The organism is Streptomyces sp. NPDC002845, from assembly GCF_053591955.1.
The window spans coordinates 1-21,809 of record NZ_JBSFUU010000042.1 but is presented as its reverse complement, the minus strand read 5'-3'; the positions used below and the strand labels follow the sequence as shown (position 1 = coordinate 21,809).

Genomic DNA, 21,809 nt, shown 5'->3' with positions numbered 1-21,809 from the left:
CTGCTGGAACTGCTGGAACTCCTCGCCGAGCGGGGCAGCCGGCTGCTGCTGGTCTTCCACACGGCGGACGAGGAGAGACTGCGCGAGGTCGGGGCGGAGCTGACCTTCCGCTACCGGCTGGGGCTGCTCACCCGCCGGCTCGCCGAGGCCGCTGACCGGGGGCGGCAGCTGGCCGACCGGCTGCCCCGGATCGCGGCCGAAGAGGAGCAGGCCGAACGCGCCGTGGCCCGGGTGCTCGTCCTGCAGGAGCACATCTCCGCCCGGCAGCCGAGCGGCTCCCCGACCGGTCCGACGAGGCTTGAGCGTGATCTCGGCAGACACCTGAAGGATGTCGCCAAGGCACGCTCCCGTATCGACCGGGCGATCACCCGGCTGGACACGGCACTCGCCCGCCGGGATGTGCTGCGCGGACGGTTGGAGGCCTCCCGGACGGCGTTGCGTGACTCGGGCGCCGCCGAGGACATCGAGCTGGCCGGTCACTACCGCCGGGCGCATGACCTGCTGTGGCGGGCACCCTGCGATCTGCCCGCCGCCGAGCAGGCCGTCGAGCGCTTTCTGGCCGCCGTGCGGCTGCGGCCGGCCCGGCCGGAAACCCGGGAGGCCCCCGGTGACAGCCTGCGACCGCCCCGGCTGCCGGGGCAACATCGCCCCCACCGGCTTCTGCGACGAGTGCGGCCACCGTCCGGCTTCCGGCCGCCCCGCCCAGGCCGTGGCGCCGGGCACGCCCGTGGCCGTCCCGGTCACCCCGCCGGTCCCGGTCACCCCGCCGGTCCCGGCCGCCCCGAACTCCGCGTACTCCTCGGCCGCCTCAGCCACCGGTGACGGCCTGATCTCCCTGCCGACCGTCGCCGTGCCGGACCCGTCCGATCTGGTCGTCCCGGATCCCAAGCCGCCCAGAGGCGGCCGGATCTGCGGCAAGGACGACTGTCCGGCCACAGTCGGCGTCGGATACGGCGGCCAGCCCGCCGAGCCCACCGGCTACTGCCACAGCTGCGGACACCCTTACTCGTTCGTACCGCAGCTCCGCCCCGGCGAACTGCTGGGCGAGCAGTACGAGGTGGTCGGCTGCGTGGCACACGGCGGCCTCGGCTGGATCTATCTGGCCCGCGACACCCAGCTCGAAGGCCACTACGTCGCGCTCAAGGGGCTGATCAACGCCAATGACTCCACCGCGTTGAGCGTCGCCGAGGCGGAGCGCCGCTTCCTGGTCGCCCTGGACCATCCCGACATCGTCCGCATCATCAACTTCGTCACCTGGAAGGCGACCGGCTACATCGTGATGGAGTTCGTGGTCGGCCGCTCGCTCAGCGAACTGCTCAGCCACGAGGCGCAGCGGCAGGTGCTCGGCGGACGGCTGCGACTGGACCATGTGGCCGCCTACGGCTGCCGGATCCTCGACGCTCTGGAGTATCTGCACGGCCGGGGACTGCTCTACTGCGACATGAAGCCGGACAACGTGATACACCACGGAGGCCGGATCAAGATCATCGACCTGGGGGCGGTACGGCGGATCGACGACCACGAGTCCCCCCAGGTCACCACCGAGCGCTATCTGCCACGGGAGGAGCTGGTCTCCGGGTTCTCGGTACTTTCCGATCTGTACACCGTGGGCAGGACGCTTGAGCAGTTGATGGCCGCCGCCGTTCGCAGCCCCGGCGCGGAATCCTTCGAACGGCTGATCAAGCGGTCGGTCTCGCCCCACCAGCAGGCCCGCTTCTCTACCGCCGCCGAGATGTCGCTGCAACTGCGGGGCGTACTGCGGGAGATCCGCGCCCTTTCCACCGGCGAGCAGCAGATCGCGCAGTCCGCTGTCTTCTCCCCGAACGCGACCCTGCTCGACGCGGGCCTGGGATCCGTCCCCCCATTGCGGCACTGGCTGCGCCCCGCCGACGGCCCACCGCCACTGGACCCCGGTCTGCCGTCCCCCGCCCAGGTGGCGGCCTGCCTGCCGGTACCGGTCCCGCACACCGACGCCCCGGCCGCCGCACGGGAGCTGCAGAACCACGACGCGTCCTTGGCACGCGGCGCACTGGACGCGGCCACGGAATCACTCCGACGCGCGTACCAACTGCTGAGCGACGCGGCCCGGGCCCGGTACGACTGGCGGATCGCCTGGCGCTGCGGCCTGCTGCTGCTCGCCCACGGGGACCCGCAGGACGGGGAGAGCCCTGTGCACAAGGCGCTGGGACCCGAACCGGACGACAGGACCCGCGCGGCGGACTGGTTCGACGCCGTCTACAGTGCGCTGCCGGGCGAGCCCGCGCCCAAACTCGCCCTGGCCTACTGCGCCGAGCGGCGCGGCGACATGGCCCTCGCCGAACGCTTCTACCAGGCGGTATGGCAGCGCGACCACTCCGAGGGCAGCGCCGCCTTCGGCCTGTCCCGCATCCACCTCGCCCGGCAGAACCGCGCCGACGCCGTCCAGGTCCTCAGCCTGGTACCGGACGTCTCGCCGTACCGCGACGCCGCCCGGCTCGCCGCCGTCCGGATCAGCGCGGGCTGGCTCGCGGACCGGCCGCCCTCCGCCGAGGACGTCCGCCGGACGCTGGACGAATTCCCGAAACTGAGGCTGGACGGTGGCCGGCCGGACGGCGAGGAACGCGTTCGGCTGGCCGCCGAGATCAGAGAGTCCGCCCTGCACTGGGTGGGCACCGCCGAGCCTGTGGCCGGTCTCGACGGCGGGTGGCTGCTCGGCAGCCCGTTGGACGAGACGCGACTCAGGGAGCTGCTGGAACGGTCGTTCCGGGACCTCGCCCGGCAGGCCTCCAACCGGGACGAGCACGGGGCGCTGATCGACCGCGCCAACCAGGTACGACCGCTGACGCTGAGATAACCCCGCTGACGCTGAGCAACCCTCGCGGTGCCGCCGCGACGGCGCCCCGAACGGCGTGAGGAGAGCCGATGGCTGAGACACCGGACGGTCCGCACTCCGGCCCTGCCATTACCCTGACCGCGAGCCAGGACAAGGAGCTGTCGATCGGATCCGCCGGGGACGGGAAGCACGCCGTTCTCACCGTCCGCACGCAGGGGCTCGACGCTGCCGCGCCCACTGCGGGGCCGATGGCCGCGGAGGTCATCGTCGTCGACTGCTCGAGTTCGATGAGCCATCCCACGACGAAGATGCGAGCGGCCCGCGAGGCGACGGTCGCGGCCGTGAGCGCGCTGCGCGACGGCACCCTGTTCGGGATCGTCCAGGGCACCGACGGGGCCCAGAAGGTCTATCCGCCCGGGCGGGCCCTGGCGGTGGCCGATGCCCGCACCCGTGCCGAGGCCATCGGCCGTGCCCGCCATCTGCATGCGAGCGGCGGCACCGATATGGGTGCCTGGCTCGTCCTGACCCGCCGACTGCTGGAGGACTGCTCCGCGCAGATCCGGCACGCCATCATGCTGACGGATGGCCAGCACAACGGCCTGCCGCGGGTCCTGGAAGACGAACTCGCCCGCGGCGAGGGGCTCTACACCTGCGACGCCAGGGGCATCGGCCAGGACTGGGACGCCCGGGAGCTGACCCGGATCGTCACCCGGCTGCACGGCACCGCGGACGCGGTGCTGAAGGACTCGGATCTGACCGCCGAGTTCGAGGCGATGGTACGTGCCTCCATGGGACGGGCCGTTCCCGATCTTCGGATTCGGGTGAGCTTCCTGCCCAGCAGCGGTATCCGGTTCTTCAAGCAGATGTTCCCCACCGAGCTCGACCTCACCGACACCGGCCGGCAGGCGAGCGTACGGACGGTGGAGTTTCCGACCAGTGCCTGGGGCAACGAGACTCGCCAATACCAGATCTGTCTGAACGCCGACCCCGACGGCGCGCCGCGCTACGAGGATCTCCAGCTCGGCTACGTCCAGGTGCTCGTCGAATCAGCGGCTGTCCCACCGCCCGACCCGGTCCCCGTCCTGGTCCACTGGACCGAGGACTCCAGGCCGTCCACCGAACTGCACCCCGCCCTGACGCACGTCACCCTCTACACCAAGCTGGGCCAGGCGATCTCCCAGGCTTATGACGCCTACGAAGGCGGCGATCTCGCCACCACCGAGGTCCGGCTCTCCGACGCCGTCCGGCTCGCCCATCAGCTGGGCGACCAGACGATGTCGCGTCGGCTGGCGGACCTGCTCGACATCACCGACCCGGCGGCGGGCCTGGTGCGCCTCAGAAAGCCGGTCGACGGGGTCCGGATGGGGCGGTTGCTGCTGGTGGGCAGCCACACCACCATCACACCCGACCTGGACTCCGAGCCCCGGCCCAAGGCCGACCCTTCGCCCCCGCCCGGTCCGCGGACCGGCACACCGCCCGAGCGGTTCGATTCTCCCCCGGGACCCGAGGCACCCCCGTCCCACGCACCGGCCCAACTGCGCTCCTGCCCGAATCCGGACTGCGACGTGCTGCTGCCCCCGGACGCGAGCTTCTGCATCAGATGCGGGCGGCCCGTGGCAGAGCCCGACGGGCAGGGCGACGGCGCCGCAGAGGGCGGGACCCGATGAGCGGCACCCGGCGCTCCCTGACACTCCGCCTGACGGCGCTGCTGGCGCTCACCGTCACAGCCGTCAGCGCCTTGGTCATGGCATACGCGGGGGTACACCGCAGCTCGGCGCCGCTGCGTACCGACACCGCCTCCGCCGTGCTCGATGTGACCGCGGCCCAGACCGCGCTGGTGCTGGCCAACAGCGCCGCCCGGGACAGCCTGCGCACCGAGCAGGGGGAGCTGGTCGGCGCCGGCACCGCGTACCGCACCCAGCTCGCGGTGGCCAACAACAGCCTGGCCCGGGCGGCTCAGAGCAACGTGGCGGGCGAGTCGGGGCGACGGGCCCTGCAGACCGTCGTCGGGCTGATCACCTCCTACACCGGCTGGATCGAGCAGGCCGGACGGTCGCAGGCGGACTCCCGGCTGCGCACCGCCTACCTCTACTACGCCGACCGCATGCTGACCCGCCCGGACAGCGGCATCCTCGCCCGGCTCGATGCGCTGCAGGCCGAGCAGCGCCGGACGCTGGACCGGCAGACGGCGTTCGACTGGCCGCTCCGGCTGGGCTGGATCGTGACCGGAGTGCTCTTCCTCGCGCTGGCCGGGCTGCTCATCGAGACCCAGCGCTTCGTGCGGCGCCGCTTCCGGCGGCGCGTCAACCCTTGGCTGCTGAGCGCCCACCCTCGTACCGCTCGTGGTGGTGCCGCTGACCGTGTTCACCGTGCAAACCCAGTCCGACATGGACCGCAGCCGGGAGCATCTCGCCCGGACCGTCAGCGCCTGGCAGCGGGCGGACTCGTCGCGGACCGAGGTGGTGGCCGTCGGCGGCACCGTCAAGCGTACGGCCGAGGAGGTCGGCACACAGATGCGGAACACCGGTTGGCGGGCTGGTCTGGCCGGCTGGACCCCGGTTCTCGGGCTGCTGCTCGCCGCCCTGATCGTACGGGGGCTCCAGCCGCGTGTCGCCGAGTACAGGTACGAGTCGCGATGAGGCGCCCGCACGCGTTCAGCGTTCTCGTGCTGGTCCTGGGCGTCGTTCTCGGCGCCGTCGTCGTCGGCGCGGTCCGTACCACCGCCACGCCGGGCAGCGTCTCCGTCCTGGCCTCCTGGACCGGGGACGAGGAGAAGGTCTTCCGTGAGGTCCTGGACACCTTCACCGAGCGCACCGGCATCCGTGTCGAGTACCAGGGCACCACCGCGCAGCGCGAGGTGCTCCAGGCCGGAGTGCAGGCGGGCACCCCGCCCGATGTCGCGATCCTGCCGAGCCCCGGCGAACTCGCCGAGTACGCGGCGCGCGGTGATCTGCTGCCGCTGGGCTCCGTGATCGGCAGCGAGCGGCGTGCCGAGTACGGCGAACCGTGGATCCCCCGGCTGGAGCTCACCGGCGGGAACGGCGAGAACGGCGAGAACGGCGAGAACGGCGAGAACGGCGAGAACAACGTCTACTGGGTCCCGGTCAAGGCCGACCTCAAGAGCACCGTCTGGTACGACGCCCAGCGCTACCCCGCGTCGCGGCAGGGCCGACTGACCCGGCTCGCCGACGACGGTGACGCATGGTGCTTGGGCATGGGAAACGACGCCACCTCCGGGTGGCCCGGAACCGACTGGATCGAGGACATTCTGCTGCAGCGGTCGGGCCCCCGCGTCTATGCGGAATGGGCCACCGGCAAGCCTGGCAGCTGGACCTCCGACGAGGTAGAGGAGGCCTGGCGAGCCTGGGGACGGATCCTCACCGGTGAGGGCTCCGAGGCCTTCGCCGAAGCCCTCACCACCGACTTCGAGACGGCCTCCCGGGGCCTCTTCGCGCAGCCTCCCAGCTGTGCGCTGGACCACCAGGGGTCCTTCATCCGCGGCCTGTACGAGCGGCCGGAGGGCAGGGCGTCGGCGCCCCGGGGCGACTACCTGCCCTCCGCCCGTTTCCTCACCGGCGAGGAGGCCGACCGGACCGACCAGACCGCATGGGAGGTGTCGGCGGACTTCGCCGGGATGTTCCGAGCCACCGCACAAGCGGAGGAGCTGATGCGCTTTCTCGCCTCTGCCCCGGCACAGCAGGAGTGGGCCGCCAGTACCCCCGATGACCTGCCGCGTCCGCTGTCCGCCAATCGCGAGGTCCCGCCCAGCACCTATGCCGCCGACCAGGTGACCAGCCGGATCGCCGCCACGCTCCGCGGCACCGGGACCCGGTGTCTGGATGCCTCCGACGCCATGCCCCCGCCCATGCGGGACGCCTTCCACCACGCGGTTCTGGCGTTCATGTCCTCCCCCGACACGTATCTCTCCCCGTCCGGTGAACTCGACACCTTGCTCAAACGGCTGGAACAGGTGCGCACCCGGGTGGCCGACGCGAACGGAACGTGGCTGCCCTCGGTCTGCGGCTGACCTGGATCAGAGCCCTCGCTTCGGCTGGTCCAACAAGTGCAGAGCAAAAGGTGCAGCGATACGGGACCAGGGCATGCCGAGGACCCCGGCCGCTCAGCGGCCGGGGTTCGAGGCCGGTGCGCGCTGTCTGCGCCGGTTTCCTGGCTGCTCGATGGCCCTCTCGGCGCGACATGCTGCGGGGATGTGCGGCTGCCGGGGGAGGGCGGGGTTCCGCGCCTTGCCCTCCCCTGGGTGGATGTCAGGCGGATTCGGTGGGGAGGCCGGCCTCCACCCAGTCCTGGATGCCTTCGCGGTACTTGCGGACGTCGGTGTAGCCAAGAGCGGTGAGCCGGTCGGCGACCTGTCCGCTGTTGGGGCACGCCGGGTTGGAGCAGTAGGTGACGATCGCGGCGTCGCGGTTGGGGAGCAGGGCGGACGCCTGTGCGTCGACGTCGGCCCGGACCAGCGTGAGCGCGCCGGGCAGGTGCTGCTTGGCGTAGTACTCGCCGCCCAGCGTGTCGACGACGGTCACGCTGCCCGCATCGATCGCTGCCTTCAGCTCGTCTCGTGTGATGAGTGCGGTCATGCCACTACCTCTCAGAAATCGGACTATAGTCCGGTTGTGGCTCATGACAATAACGGACCGCAGTCCGATTCCGCAATGCTGCTGGAACTCCTGCGCACCCCGCCCCCAAAAGAGCAAGCACGCTCGGCGCGCAACCGTGCCGCCGTGCTGGAGGCGGCCGCCGGGCTGTTCGCCGAGCACGGGGTGGAAGCGGTCTCCATGGACCAGGTGGCCGCAGCCGCCGGGGTCGGCAAGGGCACCCTGTACCGCCGCTTCGGCGACAAGTCCGGCCTGGCCGCAGCCCTCCTCGACGCCCGAGAACGCGTACTGCAGGAAGCGATCCTGTACGGACCGCCACCGCTTGGCCCCGGAGCCGCCGACAAGGAGCGGCTCACCGCATTCATCAGCGCCTATCTCGACTATCTGCTGGAGAACCTGACTCTCATCCGCACCTCGGAGACCGCCGCGGTCGGCGCCCGGTACCGGATCGGGGCCTACCGGTTCTGGCACCGCCACACCACGATCCTGCTGGGCACCACACCCGACCCCGACCCCGAACACACCGCCCACGCCCTGCTCGCCGCCCTGGCCGCCGAACACGTGGCCGCACTCCTGCCAGAACTCGGCGAACAACGGATACGGGCCGGCCTCGCCCGCCTCGCCCGCTCGGCGATGCAACCCCCCAGCCCGTAACGACTTTGGCGAGAATTGAGCTCGGGGCGTGCGACCTGGCAGCTCGGCCGGCGTGTGATCAGCAGGGGGGCGGGGGCCGCCGGGCGAGGACGAGTTCCGTGCTCGTCCGGCGACGGGTGGGCCGCTTGGCGGCCCGGTCGGAGACAAGAGAGGCGACCGCCCTGTGAGTCTCGGCGTAGATCTCCCGCCGTCCGGTGAACCTCCGACGTGGTGCCCACTGCCGCAGCTCGGCGTTGGCGTGTTCTCCTATCCGCGCGAGCTCTTGGCGCCAACGGCTGTAACCAGTCCCACGGCCGGTCAGATGTTCTGCGGCTCATGCCGGGGAGCGTCGGTGCGGTGCTGGATCGGAGCGTCGTTTGACGGGGCGAGGCACCAGTCGAGGAGTGAGGGCCAGGATCCGTAGCCCGCTTCCAGGTCAAGGTGGCCTGCGCCGGGCAGGAGGTCGGCAGGCAGGCCGAGAGGTTCGCCGTACATGGCAACGGCACCTTCCGGGCAGTAGGGGTCGTTGTCGCTGGCGGCGAGCCGGGTGTACTTGGCGGCGGCGGAGAGTTGCGCGGCCGTCACCGGCGGCGCAGTGAACTCCGCGACCTCCGCGTACTGTTCCAGCACGCCCGGAGACGGCGGGGCGACGAGGAGGACCCGGTCGACGGGAACCGGCGCGGCGTTGCGGGCCACGGCATGCAGCCACAACAGGCAGGCCAGGCTGTGACAGATGACAGTGCGTTGCTGTCCGCGCAACACACCGAGCCGCATGCGGAGCTCGGCCAGCCACTGTTCCAGATCAGGGTCGTCCGGGTCGGGCAGCTGGGGATAGTCGACGGCGTGCCCCAAACTTGTGAGCCGGTCCGCCAGCCAGTGCTGCCAGTGCCCGGCGGGGCGGTGGTTCTGCCATCCGTGGAGCACCAGGAAGCCGCGCTCGATCGGGGTCTCGGTCATGGGCACTCGCATTCAGAGGGAAGGTACGGCCTCAGGGCCGGGAAGCTTGAAGCGATTGTGCGCATGGCCGATCATGCAGGTCCAGTTAATCTCTCTGGATGGAACCAATAAGGAATTCCTTCACTGCTGATCTGCGGCGGCTGGGTGTGCTGCGGGAGCTGGACCGCCGCGGCAGCCTGGCCCGCACCGCCGAGGCCCTGCATCTGACGCCGTCCGCTGTCTCGCAGCAGCTGGCGGCGCTGTCCCGAGAGGTGGGGGTTCCGCTGATCGAGCGTCAGGGGCGCGGGGTCCGGCTGACCGGACAGGCACGCGTCCTCCTGGAGCACGCCGACGTGATCGCCGCGCAATGGGAGCAGGCCCGCGCCGATCTCGCCGCCTGGGAGGAGGGACGCCGCGGCGCGGTGACCATCGGCGCCTTCTCCAGCGCCATCACCGGGCTGCTGCCGCATGCCCTGCGACGCCTGGCCGAGCACCACCCGCAGGTCCGCATCGCGGTCGTCGAGGCCGAGCCGCCGGACCTGTTCACCCGCCTCGACGGCGGTGAGGTCGACATCGCCGTGGCCGTGGACTTCGCTGCCGCTCCGCCCCACACCGACCGCCGCTACCGCCGCATCGACCTACTGGTCGACATCCTCGATCTGGCCCTTCCCCAGGCCCACCCCTGTGCGCAGCGGGAGTATGTACCGCTGCGGGACCTGGCGGCCGACGCCTGGATCGTCGGCGATCCCCGCAGCTGTTGCGGGGCGATCACCCGGTCCCTGTGCGCCGCGAACGGCTTCACCCCCGACATCCGCCATGCCGTCAACGACTGGCAGTCCCTCGCCGCACTCGTCGAGACGGGCATGGGCGTCGCGCTCGTCCCGCGCCTGGTCCAGCCGCTCCACCGCCCAGGCCTGGCCCTGCGTGCACCGGCGGGACCGCCGCCCACCCGACACGTCTTCGCGGCCGTACGCGCCGGATCCGGCAGCGACCCGGTCCTGAGCGCGGTCCTCGAGCACCTGCGGGCAGCGACGACCAAGATCACCGAGCAGCCCGGCGCATCGGTCCAGCTGTAGTCCGGCGCATCAGCAGGGCGTCCGCGACGCGGCGGCCACCACTGTGAGGCGTTACCGGGCGCGGCTGCTCGTCCCCGCGGCGATCGCCGCCCTGGCCCTCACCGCCGGCAGCGCCGCAGCGCACACCTCGCCGGTACCGGCAGCGGCCGAGCGCGCCGGGTGCCGCGCGGGCTCACGGGAGGCCGCGAAGAAGTCCGTCAAAGTGAACGCCGCACTCGCAGAGCCCTGGCGGGAACTCTGGGACAACGACCTCTCGCTCACGGACAAGATCATCGCTCCCGGCCTCGTCGTTCACACGGCGCCGATCGGCGGATCGGGCAGTGGCGAGCACCGGGGGCGCGATGGGCCCAACCAGTGGGTCGCGGGCATTCACACGCTGTTCAGCAAGCCGGACCCCGTCATCCCGTGCGCCGACGTACGGCACCCTCGCGGTCTCCGCTGAGGCGGGGGATACGAGATTCGAACACACGTGAGAGGTGACCGCCGACCGGGTTGCCCAGAGTGATGGGTGTTGCGATGTGCGGACAGCCGTGCCCTGGGCGATGCGGTGGCACCGTTCCTGCTTGAGGTGGTCAGTCTCGTCCAGCAGCTCACTGTTGTCCGGCTGGACCACTTCGTGATCGGGAGGCGGCTCCGATAGGGCGTGGACTTCGGCCTCGCCGGCGCGCTGAAGGTGATCCGGCGATCGCCTGCCCGCTCCCGTACGGGACTGTCGCAGAGATCGATGTCGCCTCGGCATCCCAGACACCGCCCCCTCGTGTACATCTGCTACATTCATAACATGAGTGATCCGGTGATCGAATCCATGGCCGAGGTCCGCAGCCACCTCGCTGACGTCATCGATCGCGCTCGTCGGGAGGAAACTCCGACGATCATCACTCGGCGTGGCAAGCAGGAAGCCGTCGTGATCGACATCCAGGAGTACCAGCGCCTGCGTGAGATCGCGGAGAGCGCCGAAGAGGCATGGCTCAACCAGCTGGCCGACGAAGCCGAGTCCGAGGGTGTGGAGGGGGCGGTCTCCCTCGAAGATATGGCCGCCTTGCTGCGCGCCCATCAGGGCTGACCTCATGGGGTACGTTACGCGCTTCACGCCGCACGCTCAGCGGGACATGCTCAAGGTCCCGCGCCCGGACGCCCTGCGCATCCTGTACCGCCTCGCCGAGCTCCAGAAGGCGATGGACGCGGGGGACGCCGCGTCGTTCGACATCAAGGCCCTCCAAGGGCACAGTGCCCGCCGGCGGCTCAGGGTCGGCGACTACCGGGTCGTCTACACGGTTGAGGACGGTCGGCTGATCGTGTGGGTCCTGGCCGTTGGCAACCGTCGCGACATCTACCGCCAAGTTCCGTAGGCCCCGCCCGGCGCAGATTTGTGCCGACTGTCCGCCGGGAGTTACGGGAGCGTGCGCCTGCCTGCTTGTCGAGATGCCCTGTATATCGCCTATAAGCGCAACCGAAACTGCAACCGACACACGTCGAAGAGCCGAGCCGTGATCGCGGCTCGGCTCTTCGTTTCGCCTGTTCAGGCGGCTGCGGAGGATCCGAGATTCGAACTCGTGAGGGGTTGCCCCCAACACGCTCTCCAAGTCTTCGTCTGGGGGTTCGGTGGGGGACGGGGGTGTTCTGACCTGGGGTGGAGCGGGTGATGATGGAGGTTCTGGACGGCGCCGGACGGGGGTGAATGAGACCAGAACTGAGACCAGAAAGTGCCAGGTTGGCCCTGATCAGCACCGCCGAGGGTGGTGTGACGGCTACATCTGCGACGGGCTCTCGGGCGGTGGTCAGGGTGGGCTCCTCCACCGAGAGGTCCGGCGGCCGGTTTTGGTCGGTGAGCCTCAAGCCGCGGTGTGCAGCTTCGCGGCGGTCGCGGCCGTGATGTCGTCGACGGTGGCGCCGGGGGCGGTCTCGACGAGGACCAAGCCGTTGTCGGTCAGGTCGAAGACGCCCAGGTCAGTGATGACGCGGTGGACGCAGGACCGGCCGGTGAGCGGCAGTGTGCACTCGTCGAGGATCTTGGGGCTGCCGTCCTTGGCGGTGTGGTCCATGAGGACGATGACGCGGCGGGCACCGTGGACGAGGTCCATTGCGCCGCCCATGCCCTTGATCATCTTGCCGGGGATCATCCAGTTGGCGAGGTCGCCGGTCGCGGAGACCTGCATGGCACCGAGCACCGCGGTGTCGATGTGGCCGCCTCGGATCATCCCGAAGGACAAGGACGAGTCGAAGAAGGCTGCTCCTGGGAGCACAGTGACGGTTTCCTTGCCGGCGTTGATGAGGTCGGGGTCGACGTCGTGTTCGCTGGGATAAGGCCCGGTGCCGAGGATGCCGTTCTCGGAGTGGAGGACGACGTGGACGCCGGGTGGGAGGTGGCCCGGAATCAGAGTGGGCAGGCCGATGCCGAGATTGACGTAGGAGCCGTCGGTGAGTTCGGCGGCGGCACGGGTGGCCATCTGGTCGCGGGTCCAGGACATCAGCTGTGCACCGTCTCTCGTGCCTGAGGCACGGAAATCGTACGTCGTTCGATCGGCTTGTCGGCGGCCTGTGCGGGCGTGAGAGCGAGGACCCGCTGGACGAAGACGCCGGGCAGATGGATCGCGTCGGGAGCCAACGCGCCGGGCTCTACGAGTTCCTCGACCTCGGCGATGGTGATGCGGCCCGCCATGGCGGCCAGCGGGTTGAAGTTGGCGGCGGCCATGTTGAAGACCAGGTTGCCGTGGGTGTCGCCCCGACGGGCGCGAACGAGGGCGTAGTCCGTGGTGATCCCGTGTTCGAGGATGTACGCGCGTTCGCCGAAGGTGCGGCTCTCCTTGGCCGGGGACGCGAGAGCGACGCCGCCGTCCGCCGCGTAACGCCATGGCAGGCCGCCGTCTGCTACCTGCGTGCCCACGCCTGCCGGTGTGTAGAAGGCCGGAATGCCGGCCCCGCCGGCCCGCAGCCGCTCGGCCAGGGTGCCCTGCGGAACGAGTTCGACCTCCAGCTCTCCGCCGAGGTATTGGCGGGCGAATTCCTTGTTCTCGCCGACGTAACTGCCGGACACGCGGCTGATCCGGCCGTCGGCGAGGAGTACGCCCAGCCCTTGGCCGTCCACGCCGCAGTTGTTGGAGACGACTTTCAGGCTGGTGGTGCCCTGCGCGTGCAGGGCGTCGATGAGGGTGGCGGGTACGCCGGACAGCCCGAATCCGCCGACGGCGAGCGAGGCTCCGTCGGGGATGTCGGCGACCGCCTCGGCGGCGCTGGCGCTGACCTTGTTCACGTGCGGGGTCCTTTCAGTCGGAGGTCGGCTGCAGCGCCCTGCCCGCGCGCCGCCCCGGTGACGATGACGACCTTGCCCTCCAGCTTGTTTCCACCGCGCGGTTTACGGGCGCAGCCGGGAGCGTTTCCGGGCGGTCGACAGGGGCACTGGGTCCGCCCCGGCGACCACGGTGTTGGAGACGCTGCCGATGCCCTCGACCGTGAGGGTGACGGTGTCGCCGGGCTTCAGCGGTGGCGGGTCCTGGCGGCCGCGCACGCCCCAGAGTTCGGCGAGGCAGCCGCCGTTGCCGCAGGTGCCGGAGCCGAGTACATCGCCGGGGCGTACGTAAGTGCCCCTGGAGGCGTATGCGGTCATCTCCTCGAAGGTCCAGCTCATGTTGGACAGCAGGTCCTTGCCGACGACCTCGCCGTTGATCTCGGCGGTCAGCGCCAGTCGCAGGAATCCGTCGCTGTCGCGGTAGGGCTCCAGCTCGTCCGCGGTGACGAGGTGGGGGCCGAGGGTGGTGGCGGTGTCCTTGCCCTTGCAGGGGCCGAGGCTGACCTGCATCTCGCGGGCTTGGAGGTCGCGGGCGGACCAGTCGTTGTAGATGGTGTAGCCGATGATGTGGTCGCGGGCCTGCTCGGGGGTGAGGTCGCGGCCCTCGCGGCCGATGACCGCGGCGACTTCGAGTTCGAAGTCCAGCACCTGGCTGCCGGGCGGCACGGGGACGTCGTCGTGAGCGCCGATGACCGCGTAGGGGTTGGTGAAGTAGAAGGTGGGCGCGTCGTACCAGGCGTCCGGGGCGCCCGAGACTCCGTCGATGCTTCGCCGTACACCCTCGACGTGCTCCTCGAACGTGACGAAGTCGCGTACGGACGGCGGTTGGAGCGGCGGCAGCAATCGCACCTGGGAGACGTGCGGGCCGCGCGGCACGTCCAGGCTTGCGTTGCCCGCCTCGCGCAGTGCCTCGGGACCGGCCTGGATCAGGTCGAGAAGCGTCCCCGTGCCGGGGCAGGGGTAGAGGGCGCCGTCGTCCTCGACGGTGGCGAGACGGCTGCGGCCGTGCTCTTCGTACGTGGCGAAACGCATGGCATTCCTAGGGAGCTGGGTGGGTTGACACAGGCCGGGGGCGCGGCGGCCTGGCAGGGCGGGGGAGTGCGCCGAGCCCCCGGGGACAAAGGGTCAGACCGGTGGAGCGACGAAGACGCCCCGGTCGACGTCGTTGTGCATCTCCTTGGCGATCATCTCGTTCATCGGGTTGGACGTGCCCCACTGGTCGGCGTTCTCGGGCTTCGTCAGGTCGTAGATGTGCGGGTGCCAGGTGTCCTCGTCCAGCTTTTCGAGCTCGGTGGTGTACTCCACGGTGTTGCCGTGCGGGTCGAGGAAGTACGTGAAGGTGTTGTCGCCCGCCATGTGCCGCCCGGGGCCCCAGATCTTGCGGGCGCCGGAGCGCATCACGCGGCCGGAGCCGCGCATGTACTCGTCGATGCCGCGCATCTCGAAGGAGAGGTGCTGCAGGGAGGCGTGCGGACCGCTGGCGATGGCCATGGAGTGGTGCTGGTTGCTGATCCGCATGAAGTGCATGACCTCGCCCATGTGCGGAATGCTCATCGTGTCCGACAGCCGGAAGTCGAGGTGCTGCTCGTACCAGGCGCGGGTGGCGTTGATGTCGGTGGAGTTCAGGACGACGTGCGAGAGACGGACGGGAATGGACTCCTTCTCCTCGACACGGCGGTGCCGGCGCGCCTCGACGTCGGCCGAGACCTCGATGGTGCGGCCGTCGATGTCGAAGAAGCGGAAGCCGTAGCCGCCGCCGGGGGTGTCGACCTTGCCCGGCTGGGAGATCAACTGCACTCCACCCGCGAGGAGTTGCTCGGCGAGCGTGTCCACGTCGGCGGGGTTCGCCGCGCCGTAGGAGATGAGGTCGAGGCGCTTCTCCTCGGCCTTGCGGAGCCGGACGATGTACTGCTCGGGGGAGCCCTCGGCGGCCAGGAAGGAGATGCCGGAGTCTTCGGCGACCTTGGTCAGGCCCCAGACGCCGGCGTAGAAGTCGAGCTGCTTGTCGTAGTCCGGCACGGCGAGGTCGACGTGCCGCAGGTGGGTGAGCAGACGGTTGGTCATGTCGGGCTCCTCAGGTGAGACGCAGCAGCGCTGCCGCGTTGCCGCCGCGTACGGCGTGGAAGTGGGGGGCGGGCAGGTCCGTGACGTCGCGCAGAGCGCCGAGCGGGTCGTCGGTGCCCATGTCGAAGGGGAAGTCGGAGCCGAGCAGTACCCGGTCGGGGCCGGCTACCCGGATCAGCTCGCGCAGGACGTCCGGGTCGTGGACAAGGGAGTCGAAGTACAGCTGCTTGAGGTAGCTGCTGGGCGGGTGCGCGCAGCCGCGGGTGTCGGTGCGGGCGAGCCAGGCGTGGTCGGAGCGGCCGATGTGGGTGGGCAGATAGCCGCCGCCGTGGGCGGCGACGATGCGCAGCCCCGGGTGCCGGTCCAGGACTCCGGAGAAGATCAGATGGGACAGCGCGACGGCGTTCTCGGTCGGTTGGCCGACGGTGTTGGACAGGTACCACCGGTTGAGGCGCTCGTCGAGCGTGCAGCCGAAGGGGTGCAGGAAGAGGATCGCGCCGGTTTCCTCGGCCCGTGTCCAGAACGGTTCGTATGCGGGGTCCGACAGTTCGCGACCCGGCGCGTGGCTTGAGATCTCGACACCGCGCAGGCCCAGGCCGAGGGCGTGTTCGAGGGCTTCGACGGCGATGCCCGGGTGCTGGAGCGGGACGAGGCCGAGGCCGTGCAGCCGTTCCGGGGCCTGGGCGACGTGCGCGGCGGTGCCCTCGTTGGCCAGTTCCCACACCGTACGGGCCAGGTCCTCGTCGGCCCAGTAGTGGTAGTGCGAGGGAGAGGGCGAGACCAGCTGGACGTCGATCCCGGAGGCGTCCATCGCAGCGAGCCGGGCCTTGACGTCAGTCAGTTTCGGGAAGCGGTCGCGGAACATCGGGCCGCTGACGGCGATGGCCTCGGGGCCGTTGCGGCGGGCGTCGAGATCGCGGGCCGCAGCCAGCCCGGGGTGTCCGGCGACGGCGTCCTCGACCTGAGGGAGCAGGACGTGCGCGTGGACGTCGACCGTGGGTGCGCTGTTCTGGGGACTCACGGGGTTCACGGGGTCTCCTTCAGGACGGACATCGTGCGGCCCATCAGACCGGGTGCGTCGGCGTCACGGACGCCGTCCAGCTGCCACTGACCGAGTTGCACGGACGCTTCGACCACCATGCGGACACGGCCGATCCGGCGTTCGTAGAAGCCGGTCAGCAGGGCGTCGAGGGAACTCCAGTCCTGCTCCTCGCTCAGCATCTCGGCCAGTACGGAGGCGTCCTCCAGCGACATGGCCGCGCCCTGGGCGAGCGTGGGGGGACAGACGTGGGCTGCGTCACCGATCAGGACGACCCGGCCGCGGTGCCAGGAGCCCTCGACGAGCAGCCGGTCGAACCAGGTGTAGTTGACCTGGGCGGGGTCGGTGATGCTCGCGGCGATCTCCGGCCACGCACCCCCGTAGGGCGCGGCCAGCCGCCGCATCTCGTCCGCGTACGAGGCCGGGTCGATGGAGGCGCGGTCGCGGTTGGCCTCGACGAGGTAGGCGTAGATGGTGTTCTTGCTGGTGGGGCAGTAGCCGGCGATATAGCAGGTTCCGCCGTAGGCCAGCTGCATGCGCTCCACGCCCTCGGGGCGGGGCACGGGGACGCGCCAGATGGCCATGCCGGTCGGTTCGGGTTTGTCGCTGATGCCGATCATCGCGCGCGTGCGGGAGTTGACGCCGTCGGCGGCGATGACAAGGTCGTAGCGGCCCTCGGTGCCGTCGCTGAACCGGGCGGTGACGCCGGACGCGTCCTGGACCAGTTCCTCGGCGGTGGTGCCAAGACGTACCGTCGCGCCGCTCTCGCGAACGGCCTCACACAGGATCTCCTGGAGCCGGGGCCGCTGCATGCCGAAGATCGGGGGCAGGTCGTCCCCACCGGTGCGGATGTCCTGCTGGACATGGAACACGGTCCCGTCGGGCGCGGCCAGGCCGACGGCGTCGACGGCGTAGCCGCTCTCCCGGACCTTGTCCCATACGCCCACTTCGCGCAGCACGCGCAGCGCGTTGCCCTGGAGGGTGATGCCGGAGCCGAGCACGTTCCAGTCGGGCTTGGCCTCGATCAGTTCCACGGCGATGCCCGCCCGCCGCAGCAGCACGGTCACGGCGTTGCCGGACGCGCCGCCGCCTATGACGAGGACGGTGCGGGGGCGGGTGTCGTTCATGGGTTCTCCCTGAGATGGTGCCGCGCGACTTCGAGCGGCAAGGGGGGTGTTGCGGGCCGGGCGGGCGAGGGTGGCGTAGCCGTCCGGGCGCGGCCCGCCCGGCAGTCCAGGGCGTTACTTGACGGCGATGGGATTCACCGGTGAGCCGACGGACCCTGTGATGGGCAGGGGAGCGGCGGTGAGCCAGAACTCGTACCGGCCGTCGGCGGCGCAATGTGCGGCGAGGGCGTCGAGGTCCCACATCTCACCGATGAGCAGGCCGATGTGGGGGATGGCGACCTGGTGCAGCGGCTGGAAGGCGTGGTCGAACTCGTTGGGCCGCACCTCGAAGCCCCAGGTGTCGGTGGCGATCCCGGCGATCTCGCTCCGGTGCAGCCAGCCGGCCGTACTGAAGCTCAGCCCCGGCGCCGGCCCGCCCGCGTAGTCGCCCCAGCCTTCGTGACGGGCGCGGGCCAGCCGCCCGGTGCGCACGAGGACCAGGTCGCCACGGCCGACGGTCACGCCGTGCGATACGGCGGTCGCGGTCAGGTGCTCTTCGGTGATGGCGAAGCCGTCGGGCAGTTCGCCGTCCTGGCCGATGACCAGGCCCACGTCGAGGAGGACGCCCCGCCCGGCGACGTGCGGAGCCATGTGCTCGATGCCGGTGACCAGGTCGCCTTCGGAGGTGACGACCTTCTCCGCCGGGCGGCCGTTCCACGCCTTGCCGTGATCGAAGATGTGCCCGAGCCCGTCCCATTGGGTGGAGCACTGCAGAGGCATGGCGATCACGTCGTCGGCGCCACCGAAACCGTGCGGAAAGCCCTGGCCGCCCAGAGCGGCGTCGGTGCCGGTGGCGAGCATCGTGTGCACCGGGTTCGTACGCCGCCGCCAGCCTTTCTGCGGGCCGTCCATGTCGAAGGCCTGTGACAAGGAGAAGCTGACGCCGTCGCGGATCAGGGCTGCGCCCTCGCGGCGCTTGGCCTCGTCGAGGAAGTTGAGCGTGCCGAGCACGTCGTCCTCGCCCCAGCGGCCCCAGTTCGAGTACGCCTTCGCGGCCTCGGCGATCGCCGCCTCGGGATCCGTACGGTCGATACGGTCGGCGCTCATCGGGCCTCCTCCGCGACACAGCGGGTGCGCTGGGCGCCGAGCCCGGTGACCGAGCCGTCCATCACGTCGCCGTCGCGCAGCAGCCGGCCCCAGTGGATGCCGTTGCCTGCCGGGCTGCCGGTGAGGACCAGGTCGCCGGGAAGCAGTCGGGTGGTCTGGGAGATGTACGAGACCAACCGTGCGACGCCGAAGATCATGTCGTTGGTGGACTCGTCCTGCATGGTCTCGCCGTTGAGTTTCAGGGTGACCTGCAGGTCGGACGGGTCGGCGATGGAGCCGGCCGGGACGATCCACGGGCCGAGCGGGGTGAAGCCGGGGGCGTTCTTGCTGCGCAGCCAGTCGGTGCCGATCGGGGGCATGTCCCGGCGGAAGACGGTCGCGCGGTCGGTCAGGTCATTGGCGATGGTGTAGCCCGCGACGTACTCCAGCGCCTCCTCCACGGTGACCCGGTAGGCGGGGCGGGAGATCACCGCGGCCAGTTCCAGTTCCCAGTCGGGCTTCTGGGCCCAAGCGGGCAGCACCACGTCGTCGTAGGGACCGCTGATCGTGGTCGGCAGGCCGATGAAGACGTACGGGAGGTCCTCGGCGGCCCGCTTGTCCATGATCGCCGCGACCTCGGCGCGGGCCTCCTCGACGGTGCGCGGGTCGTCCGGGGCGCGGTGTGCGACCGCCAGGTCGATCACGTGCTGCCGGTAGTTGGCGCCGGACTGGAAGATCTGCCGGGGCTCGACGGGCGCCTGCACCCGCAGGTCATCGAGCGACAGCCATGCGCCGGCCGGATCCGCCGCGAGGGCGTGCAGGCGGGGCAACGTCTCGTCCCAGCACTCCAGGAGCGTAAGGGTCGTCAGTGCGGGTTCACCCAGTGCCGTGCGCAGGTCGAGCACCCGGCCGTCCGGCGCCACGAGGCCGGGGAACGCGGCTCCGCCCGAGGCGGAGAGAGTGCCGAGGGCGAAAGGACCCGAGAAGGGTGCGAATGGTGCCGACGCGGCTGCGGATTTCACGGAGATGTCCTCCCGATTGCGGTCCCACCAATCTGGCCCGTAGATTGCAATCAGGGAAATCGATTTCCTGTATATAAGAATCCAGCCGGTGAATACCGATGGTGCCGACTCCGGAACTGGGACGCTTCGTGAACTTGGCCAGCCTGGACCTCAACCTCGTCGTCGCCCTGCGCGCCCTCCTGCAGGAGCGCAACGTCACCAGGGCCGGCCGGCGCATCGGGCTCAGTCAACCCGCGATGAGCGCGGCCCTGGCCCGGCTGCGCCGCCACTTCGACGACGACCTGCTCGCCCGGGTGGGCGGAGGGTACGAACTGACCGCCCTCGGGCAGGCCCTCCTCGACCGAACCACCACCGCATGCGACCTGCTGGAGCGCGTCTTCGCCAGTCAGGCCGAATTCAACCCCTCCCGCGAGGAACATGAGTTCACGCTGATCGCCTCGGACTACGCGGTTGCCGTCTTCGGCACCGAACTCGCCCGCACCATCCAAGCCGAGGCACCAGGCATCCGGCTCAGGTTCAAACAGGTACCGAACGAAATCATCGACAGCACCGGGTCGCTGCTCAGCACCGTGGACGGGCTACTGCTGCCCCACGGCATCATTCGCGGCTTCCCCATGGTCGAGCTCTACCAGGACAGCTGGGTCTTCCTCGTCGCGGACGACAACCCCGAGGTCGGCGAGCAGCTCACCCTCGACGACCTGGCCCGGCTGCCGTGGGTGACGTACCAACGAGCCTACGACGCCTCCGCCGCCCGCCAGATTGCCATGCTCGGCATCGAGCCGCGCGTGGCGGTCTCCGTCGACAGTTTCCAGCTGATGCCACTCCTGGTCGCAGGCACCCGCCGGGTAGCTCTCCTGCAGAGGCGTCTCGCCGACGAGCTGGGCGGACTCGCACCCGTCCGCATCATGGAACCGCCCTATGACGCCGTGCCGATCCAGCAGGCCTTGTGGTGGCATCCGGTCCACATGCACGACGCGGCGCACATGTGGCTGCGGGAGACGACGGCCCGGGTCGCCGAGATGATGGAGGCCGGTCGGCCCACGATCTCCCGTCCGCCGAAATGAGGGTGGGGCTATGCCCTGCATAGGCAAAAGGCTCGCTGGAGCGCGGTCACTCCTTCTTGCTGCCGGTAGGAACTCGCCCACGACCTGCACGACTTCGTCGCCCGCCACGTCACCGGCATCATCGTCCAGGCCAATGCCGCACTGACCCTCCAGCACACCGCGCCGGAACAGGCCGGACCGCTGCTGCAGAACATCGCCCGCTCCGGATCGGAGACGCCGGACTCGATGCGCCGCCTGGTGCGGGTCCTGCGCGAGGACGACCACGACAGTGTGCGGCCCGGTCAGGTGCGGGCGGAACTCGCTCGCCTGGTCTCCGCGTTCTCCGGAGAAGAGGCGGACGTGCAGATGTACGCCGCCGCGGCGGCCCGCGAAGAGCGACGCCCCCGAAGCGGAAACCTCCGTGCACCGTGTCGTGCAGGAGGCACTGACCAACGTGCGCCGGCACCCGCCCAGCGCCGCGGTCGCCGTACGGGTCGACGTGGACGGGCACCGGCTGCGGGTCGAGGTGCACAACACCGCGCCGACGGCGCGCCACCCCGGCGAGTCCGGGACCGCCGGCGTTTCACCCGACGCGCGCGGGCAGTCTGCTCAGTCGCTGGGGGCGGCCCTACGACGGATGACAGCCTGGCGAACGCGATCGCTCAGCCGACGGCAGCGGCCGGGGGCTGAGCTGTACGAGCGGCTGTTGACGCGACCGAGGTCCGACCCGCGTAGGCGGGCTCGGCCGCCATCGAAGTGGCCTGAATCGGAGTCCGCCGTCACCGACGAGCCCGACGGCCGGGCCAGCCCCCGCGGCACACGGAACCGGTGTAGGGCTTGCCCCAACACCGACTTCCACATCTGGAAGCGGCTCCTGCGGGACGCCGACGTACGAGACGGCCGTCTCCATGACGCTCGCCACACCGCAGCGACCGTGCTCCTGATCCTCGGCGTCCCGGACGTCGCTGTGGGAGCTCCCGAAAATCAACTGAGACGGACGATGTCGAAGGGCCCCACCGCGAACGGTGGGGCCCTTCGACAAACTGGCCGGGGACGCACAGGCGGGGGATAAGAGATTAGCAAGACTGAGGGGGTT

The 21,809-nt window shown here is 70.3% G+C and carries 20 protein-coding genes and 1 pseudogene; 11 read left to right on the top strand and 10 right to left on the bottom strand.

The window, feature by feature from the left end; all coding sequences use genetic code 11:
• Window positions 1-607: 607 nt before the first annotated feature.
• From ACWD3C_RS27765 to ACWD3C_RS27755, 3 genes are all read left to right on the top strand, one after another.
• Window positions 608-2,833, top strand: coding sequence for a tetratricopeptide repeat protein (locus tag ACWD3C_RS27765; protein WP_451148529.1), 2,226 nt, complete (start codon window positions 608-610; stop codon window positions 2,831-2,833).
• 68 nt (window positions 2,834-2,901) lie between these two features.
• Entirely contained in the window at window positions 2,902-4,479 is a 1,578-nt protein-coding gene (locus tag ACWD3C_RS27760; RefSeq protein WP_451148527.1) for a VWA domain-containing protein, read from the top strand.
• Window positions 4,476-6,839 carry an extracellular solute-binding protein gene (locus ACWD3C_RS27755; RefSeq protein WP_451148525.1) on the top strand — a complete coding sequence of 788 codons (2,364 nt, stop codon included), beginning with the start codon at window positions 4,476-4,478 and terminating at the stop codon, window positions 6,837-6,839. The genes ACWD3C_RS27760 and ACWD3C_RS27755 overlap by 4 nt, the downstream gene beginning before the upstream one ends.
• A gap of 238 nt (window positions 6,840-7,077) precedes the next feature.
• On the opposite strand, the gene ACWD3C_RS27750 is transcribed toward ACWD3C_RS27755, so the two are convergent.
• Entirely contained in the window at window positions 7,078-7,404 is a 327-nt protein-coding gene (locus tag ACWD3C_RS27750; protein ID WP_451148523.1) for a rhodanese-like domain-containing protein, read from the bottom strand.
• A 75-nt stretch (window positions 7,405-7,479) separates the two neighbouring features.
• Here ACWD3C_RS27750 and ACWD3C_RS27745 point away from each other — a divergent pair, with 75 nt between their 5' ends.
• Window positions 7,480-8,076, top strand: a complete 597-nt coding sequence (locus ACWD3C_RS27745; protein ID WP_451148521.1) for a TetR/AcrR family transcriptional regulator — start codon at window positions 7,480-7,482, stop codon at window positions 8,074-8,076.
• 297 nt (window positions 8,077-8,373) lie between these two features.
• On the opposite strand, the gene ACWD3C_RS27740 is transcribed toward ACWD3C_RS27745, so the two are convergent.
• Entirely contained in the window at window positions 8,374-9,012 is a 639-nt protein-coding gene (locus tag ACWD3C_RS27740) for an alpha/beta hydrolase (RefSeq protein WP_451148519.1), read from the bottom strand.
• 98 nt (window positions 9,013-9,110) lie between these two features.
• Here ACWD3C_RS27740 and ACWD3C_RS27735 point away from each other — a divergent pair, with 98 nt between their 5' ends.
• From ACWD3C_RS27735 to ACWD3C_RS27720, 4 genes are all read left to right on the top strand, one after another.
• Window positions 9,111-10,067 (top strand): LysR family transcriptional regulator, encoded by a 957-nt coding sequence (locus ACWD3C_RS27735; RefSeq protein ID WP_451148517.1) that lies wholly within the window; start codon window positions 9,111-9,113, stop codon window positions 10,065-10,067.
• Between the two features lie 43 nt (window positions 10,068-10,110).
• Window positions 10,111-10,509, top strand: coding sequence for a hypothetical protein (locus tag ACWD3C_RS27730; protein WP_451148515.1), 399 nt, complete (start codon window positions 10,111-10,113; stop codon window positions 10,507-10,509).
• Between the two features lie 339 nt (window positions 10,510-10,848).
• Complete coding sequence (locus ACWD3C_RS27725) at window positions 10,849-11,130, top strand: type II toxin-antitoxin system Phd/YefM family antitoxin (RefSeq protein ID WP_451148513.1); 282 nt, start codon at window positions 10,849-10,851, stop codon at window positions 11,128-11,130.
• A 4-nt stretch (window positions 11,131-11,134) separates the two neighbouring features.
• Entirely contained in the window at window positions 11,135-11,416 is a 282-nt protein-coding gene (locus ACWD3C_RS27720; protein ID WP_451148511.1) for a type II toxin-antitoxin system RelE family toxin, read from the top strand.
• 483 nt (window positions 11,417-11,899) lie between these two features.
• Here the strand turns inward: ACWD3C_RS27720 and ACWD3C_RS27715 are convergent, their stop codons facing one another.
• The 8 genes from ACWD3C_RS27715 to ACWD3C_RS27680 all read right to left on the bottom strand — a co-directional run bounded on the left by ACWD3C_RS27715 (window position 11,900) and on the right by ACWD3C_RS27680 (window position 19,676).
• Window positions 11,900-12,535 (bottom strand): CoA transferase subunit B, encoded by a 636-nt coding sequence (locus ACWD3C_RS27715; RefSeq protein ID WP_451148509.1) that lies wholly within the window; start codon window positions 12,533-12,535, stop codon window positions 11,900-11,902.
• Window positions 12,535-13,317 carry a CoA transferase subunit A gene (locus ACWD3C_RS27710; RefSeq protein ID WP_451148507.1) on the bottom strand — a complete coding sequence of 261 codons (783 nt, stop codon included), beginning with the start codon at window positions 13,315-13,317 and terminating at the stop codon, window positions 12,535-12,537. Before ACWD3C_RS27710 ends, ACWD3C_RS27715 begins: the two co-directional genes overlap by 1 nt.
• Before the next feature lie 102 nt (window positions 13,318-13,419).
• Complete coding sequence (locus ACWD3C_RS27705) at window positions 13,420-14,385, bottom strand: fumarylacetoacetate hydrolase family protein (RefSeq protein ID WP_451148505.1); 966 nt, start codon at window positions 14,383-14,385, stop codon at window positions 13,420-13,422.
• 93 nt (window positions 14,386-14,478) lie between these two features.
• Window positions 14,479-15,417 carry a VOC family protein gene (locus ACWD3C_RS27700; RefSeq protein WP_451148503.1) on the bottom strand — a complete coding sequence of 313 codons (939 nt, stop codon included), beginning with the start codon at window positions 15,415-15,417 and terminating at the stop codon, window positions 14,479-14,481.
• Between the two features lie 10 nt (window positions 15,418-15,427).
• Window positions 15,428-16,447 carry an amidohydrolase family protein gene (locus tag ACWD3C_RS27695; protein ID WP_451148501.1) on the bottom strand — a complete coding sequence of 340 codons (1,020 nt, stop codon included), beginning with the start codon at window positions 16,445-16,447 and terminating at the stop codon, window positions 15,428-15,430.
• Window positions 16,444-17,583, bottom strand: a complete 1,140-nt coding sequence (locus ACWD3C_RS27690; protein WP_451148500.1) for an FAD-dependent oxidoreductase — start codon at window positions 17,581-17,583, stop codon at window positions 16,444-16,446. Before ACWD3C_RS27690 ends, ACWD3C_RS27695 begins: the two co-directional genes overlap by 4 nt.
• A 114-nt stretch (window positions 17,584-17,697) precedes the next feature.
• The gene (locus tag ACWD3C_RS27685; protein ID WP_451148498.1) at window positions 17,698-18,669 is read right to left on the bottom strand and encodes a cyclase family protein; all 972 of its coding nucleotides are present in this window, start codon (window positions 18,667-18,669) and stop codon (window positions 17,698-17,700) included.
• Window positions 18,666-19,676 carry a fumarylacetoacetate hydrolase family protein gene (locus ACWD3C_RS27680; protein ID WP_451148633.1) on the bottom strand — a complete coding sequence of 337 codons (1,011 nt, stop codon included), beginning with the start codon at window positions 19,674-19,676 and terminating at the stop codon, window positions 18,666-18,668. Before ACWD3C_RS27680 ends, ACWD3C_RS27685 begins: the two co-directional genes overlap by 4 nt.
• A 122-nt stretch (window positions 19,677-19,798) precedes the next feature.
• Between ACWD3C_RS27680 and ACWD3C_RS27675 the strand changes: the two genes are divergently transcribed.
• From ACWD3C_RS27675 to ACWD3C_RS27665, 3 genes and pseudogenes are all read left to right on the top strand, one after another.
• On the top strand, window positions 19,799-20,734 hold the full coding sequence (locus ACWD3C_RS27675; protein WP_451148496.1) for a LysR family transcriptional regulator: 936 nt from the start codon (window positions 19,799-19,801) through the stop codon (window positions 20,732-20,734).
• Window positions 20,735-20,818: 84 nt separating this feature from the next.
• Complete coding sequence (locus ACWD3C_RS27670; RefSeq protein WP_451148631.1) at window positions 20,819-21,403, top strand: histidine kinase dimerization/phosphoacceptor domain-containing protein; 585 nt, start codon at window positions 20,819-20,821, stop codon at window positions 21,401-21,403.
• A 151-nt stretch (window positions 21,404-21,554) separates the two neighbouring features.
• Window positions 21,555-21,683 (top strand): annotated as a pseudogene (locus tag ACWD3C_RS27665) (site-specific integrase); the annotation flags it as partial.
• Window positions 21,684-21,809: the final 126 nt, after the last annotated feature.